This window comes from Citrobacter sp. Cpo045 (genome assembly GCF_030332875.1).
GTDB lineage: Bacteria > Pseudomonadota > Gammaproteobacteria > Enterobacterales > Enterobacteriaceae > Citrobacter > Citrobacter portucalensis.
This window is the reverse complement of record NZ_JAOWGZ010000098.1, coordinates 1-3,351: the sequence shown is the minus strand read 5'-3', so window position 1 is coordinate 3,351 and position 3,351 is coordinate 1. Positions and strand designations below refer to the sequence as shown.

Sequence of the window (3,351 nt, the reverse complement as noted above, 5' to 3'; positions counted from 1 at the left end):
CTTTGAATGGGTTCATGTGCAGCTCCATCAGCAAAAGGGGATGATAAGTTTATCACCACCGACTATTTGCAACAGTGCCTGCCATCGAGCGCGCAAGCGCCGAGGCCATCACCCGTGCCAACCGACGCATTTACGCGGCGCTGACCGATTCTTTGTTATCACCCCACCGTCAGCGCCTGGACGAACTTCTCAAGCGCAAGGACGGCAGTAAAGTGACGTGGCTGGCATGGCTGCGCCAGTCGCCTGCCAAACCGAACTCTCGCCACATGCTCGAACATATTGAGCGCCTGAAATCCTGGCAAGCACTTGATCTGCCCGCAGGCATCGAGCGGCAGGTTCACCAGAACCGCCTGCTCAAAATCGCTCGTGAAGGTGGCCAGATGACGCCTGCTGATCTGGCAAAGTTCGAGGTGCAACGACGCTATGCCACGCTGGTAGCGCTGGCCATCGAAGGCATGGCCACCGTCACCGATGAAATCATCGACCTTCACGATCGCATCATCGGCAAGCTGTTCAACGCGGCCAAGAACAAGCATCAGCAGCAGTTCCAGGCTTCCGGCAAGGCGATCAACGACAAGGTGCGGATGTATGGGCGCATCGGTCAAGCGTTGATTGAGGCCAAGCAAAGCGGCAGCGATCCGTTCGCCGCCATCGAGGCCGTTATGCCCTGGGACACCTTCGCCGCCAGCGTCACCGAAGCGCAAACATTGGCGCGGCCTGCCGACTTTGATTTCCTGCACCACATCGGTGAAAGCTATGCCACGCTACGCCGCTACGCGCCGCAGTTCCTGGGCGTGCTCAAATTGCGGGCTGCGCCCGCCGCCAAGGGTGTGCTCGATGCCATCGACATGCTGCGCGGCATGAACAGCGACAGCGCGCGCAAGGTGCCCGCCGATGCGCCAACCGCATTCATCAAGCCGCGCTGGGCAAAGCTGGTTCTGACCGACGACGGCATCGACCGGCGTTACTACGAGTTATGCGCCCTGTCGGAGCTGAAGAACGCGCTGCGCTCCGGTGATGTCTGGGTGCAGGGTTCTCGCCAGTTCAAGGACTTCGACGAATACCTGGTGCCGGTCGAGAAGTTCGCCACTTTGAAGCTGGCCAGCGAATTGCCGCTGGCAGTGGCCACCGACTGCGACCAATACCTGCATGACCGGTTGGAATTGTTGGAGGCGCAACTCGCCACAGTCAACCGCATGGCTGCGGCCAACGACTTACCGGATGCCATCATCACCACCGCGTCAGGCCTGAAGATCACGCCGCTGGACGCGGCAGTACCAGACGCCGCGCAAGCCATGATCGACCAGACAGCTATGCTGCTGCCGCACCTCAAAATCACCGAGTTGCTGATGGAGGTCGATGAATGGACGGGCTTCACCCGCCACTTCACACACCTGAAGACCAGCGACACGGCCAAGGACAAAACCTTGCTGTTGACGACGATCCTGGCCGACGCGATCAACCTGGGTCTGACCAAAATGGCCGAGTCCTGCCCTGGCACCACCTACGCCAAGCTGTCTTGGCTGCAAGCCTGGCACATCCGCGATGAAACCTATTCGACGGCGCTGGCCGAGCTGGTGAATGCGCAGTTTCGGCAACCCTTCGCCGGCAACTGGGGTGACGGCACCACGTCATCGTCGGACGGCCAGAACTTCAGAACCGGCAGCAAAGCAGAAAGCACTGGTCATATCAACCCGAAGTATGGAAGCAGTCCAGGACGGACTTTCTACACCCATATCTCCGACCAGTACGCGCCCTTCAGTGCCAAGGTGGTCAACGTGGGCATTCGTGATTCAACTTACGTGCTTGATGGCCTGCTGTACCACGAGTCGGACTTGCGCATCGAGGAACACTACACCGACACGGCAGGCTTCACCGATCACGTGTTTGGCTTGATGCATTTGCTGGGATTTCGCTTCGCGCCGCGTATCCGTGACTTGGGCGAAACCAAGCTATTCATCCCCAAGGGCGATGCCGCCTATGACGCGCTCAAGCCGATGATTAGCAGCGACAGGCTGAACATCAAGCAAATACGCGCCCATTGGGATGAAATTCTGCGGCTGGCCACCTCCATCAAGCAAGGCACGGTAACGGCTTCGCTGATGCTGCGCAAACTCGGCAGCTACCCGCGCCAGAACGGCTTGGCCGTGGCGTTGCGCGAGCTGGGGCGCATCGAGCGCACGCTGTTCATTTTGGATTGGCTGCAAAGCGTGGAGCTGCGCCGCCGCGTCCATGCGGGGCTGAATAAGGGCGAGGCGCGCAACGCGCTGGCCAGGGCGGTCTTCTTCTACCGATTGGGTGAAATCCGCGACCGCAGTTTTGAGCAGCAGCGCTACCGGGCCAGCGGCCTCAATCTGGTGACGGCGGCCATCGTGTTGTGGAACACGGTATATCTGGAGCGTGCCACCAGTGCTTTGCGTGGCAACGGCACGGCGCTGGACGACACATTGTTGCAATATCTGTCGCCGCTGGGGTGGGAGCACATCAACCTGACCGGCGATTACCTATGGCGCAGCAGCGCCAAGGTCGGTGCGGGGAAGTTCAGGCCATTGCGACCGCTGCCACCGGCTTAGCGTGCTTTATTTAATGAGATGGTCACTCCCTCCTTCCCGGTACTATGCTGAGGACAGGCTTTCATTCGGAGAACTATCATGGAAAACATTGCGCTCATTGGTATCGATCTGGGTAAAAACTCTTTCCATATTCATTGCCAGGATCGTCGCGGGAAGGCTGTTTACCGTAAAAAATTTACCCGGCCAAAGTTGATCGAATTTTTGGCGACATGCCCCGCTACAACCATCGCAATGGAAGCCTGTGGCGGTTCTCACTTTATGGCACGCAAGTTGGAAGAGTTGGGGCATTCCCCAAAGCTGATATCACCACAATTTGTCCGCCCGTTCGTTAAAAGCAATAAAAACGACTTTGTCGACGCCGAAGCTATTTGTGAAGCTGCATCGCGTCCGTCTATGCGTTTTGTGCAGCCCAGAACGGAATCTCAGCAGGCAATGCGGGCTCTGCATCGTGTCCGTGAATCCCTGGTTCAGGATAAGGAAAAAACAACCAATCAAATGCATGCTTTTCTGCTGGAATTTGGCATTAGCGTTCCCCGAGGAGCTGCCGTTATTAGCCGACTGAGTACCATTCTTGAGGATAATAGTTTGCCTCTTTACCTCAGCCAGTTATTGCTGAAATTACAACAGCATTATCACTATCTTGTTGAGCAGATTAAAGATTTGGAATCCCAGTTGAAACGAAAGTTGGACGAAGATGAGGTTGGACAGCGCTTGCTGAGCATTCCCTGCGTCGGAACACTGACAGCGAGTACTATTTCAACTGAGATTGGCGACGGGA

At 57.1% G+C, this 3,351-nt stretch carries 1 protein-coding gene and 1 pseudogene; both read left to right on the top strand.

Annotated elements, in window-relative coordinates:
• Positions 1-74: 74 nt before the first annotated feature.
• Positions 75-2,573 (top strand): annotated as a pseudogene (locus OGY13_RS15435) (Tn3 family transposase); the annotation flags it as partial.
• Positions 2,574-2,651: 78 nt separating this feature from the next.
• The coding region (locus OGY13_RS15430; protein WP_286637622.1) for an IS110-like element IS4321 family transposase at positions 2,652-3,351 on the top strand (700 nt) is incomplete at its 3' end.